Annotated in this window: 1 protein-coding gene; it reads left to right on the top strand. The window is 27.9% G+C overall.

The window, feature by feature from the left end:
- Window positions 1-102 precede the first annotated feature (102 nt).
- Window positions 103-1230, top strand: a complete 1128-nt coding sequence (locus BLP75_RS17930) for an aminopeptidase (RefSeq protein ID WP_092727901.1) — start codon at window positions 103-105, stop codon at window positions 1228-1230.
- Window positions 1231-1558 lie beyond the last annotated feature (328 nt).

Genomic DNA, 1558 nt, shown 5'->3' with positions numbered 1-1558 from the left:
TTTAATTAAAGTCTAGAATTTTATATTCTAGACTTTTTTGTATTTTACAACTACAATTTATAGCAACTTATAAAACTATAAATTGATTGAGGGGGAGTTTTAATGGCAGATGAGAGATTAAGTAAACTAGCTAAGTTACTAGTGAATTATTCAACAGGAATAAAAAAAGATGATATTGTATTTATATGTGCAGATGAAGTTGCAACATCGTGGGTAATTGAAGTTGCTAAAGAGGCTATAAAGTTAGGAGCGCATGTAGAGTATAGATTAGAATCAGAAGAAGTATCAGAAGTTAAATTAAAATATGCAAATGAAGAACAGTTAAAACAAGGAAATTTAATTTATGAGACTTTATTACAAAAGGCTGATGTATGGCTTACAGCATGGGGAGGTAGAAATACCAGATCATTATCAAAAGTAGATCCCCAAAAAATAAAGTTATCACAACAAGGTTCATCAAAATGGAAATCTATATATTCACAACGCTGTGGAGATGGGAGTTTAAGATGGTGTGGAACTCAATATCCTACATATTCTGATGCACAAGAAGCAAGTATGAGTATAAGTGAGTATGAGGATTTCGTATATGAGGCAGGATTGTTAGACAAAGACGATCCAATTAAGGAATGGAAAAGAATAAGTAAAGAACAAGAGAGATGGATTAAATATTTAAATACTAAAAGCGATCTTCATATAGTATCTGATGATACAGATATAAGGGTTGGGATAAAGGGAAGAAAATGGATAAATTGTGATGGTAAAGAAAACTTTCCTGATGGAGAGATATTTACATCTCCTATAGAGAATGATATTAATGGATATATAAAATTTTCGTTTCCTGGAATATTTATGGGTAAACAAATAGAAGGTATTAAGTTAGAAGTTAAAGATGGAAAAATAATAAAGGCATCAGCTGAAAAAGGTGAAGAATTATTAAAAGAACTTCTAGAAACAGATAAAGGTTCCAAATTTTTTGGTGAAGTGGCTATTGGAACTAATTATGGCATAAAAGAGTTTACATCAAATATGTTATTTGATGAAAAAATAGGTGGAACAATACATATGGCTATAGGAGATTCAATGCCAGAAGCAGGAGGAAAAAATAAATCATCTCTACACTGGGATATGCTTTGTGATATGAGATCTAATGGAAAGATATATGCAGATGGGGAAATTTTTTATGAAAATGGAAAATTTTTAGATGAAATATTAGAAAAATACAACCTATAGAATATAAAAAACTATAAGAGTTTTATATATCTTATAGTTTTTTTATTAAATATTATATAAAATAGATTTTATGTTAAAATGTGGATAAAAAATAAGGAATAAGCATATAGCATAGGTATAGACTGTATATAATGTTAATAAAATAAAAAATATATGTGGATAAACTTAAAAAAATAAATTAAAATAAAAAATAACTAAAAAAAGTTAAGAAAAAGTGTTGACGATATAAATTTATGATGGTATAGTTATACTTGTCCTTAAGAAAAGGGCAAACACGAAAGACAAAACAACTTAAGAAAAGAGTTGACAAAGAAAAAATACTTTGTTA

It is taken from the genome of Romboutsia lituseburensis DSM 797 (assembly GCF_900103615.1).
In the GTDB taxonomy this organism is placed as follows: Bacteria; Bacillota; Clostridia; order Peptostreptococcales; family Peptostreptococcaceae; genus Romboutsia_F; species Romboutsia_F lituseburensis.
Note: the sequence above shows the minus strand (reverse complement) of the source record. Positions and strands in the feature narration are given on the sequence as shown.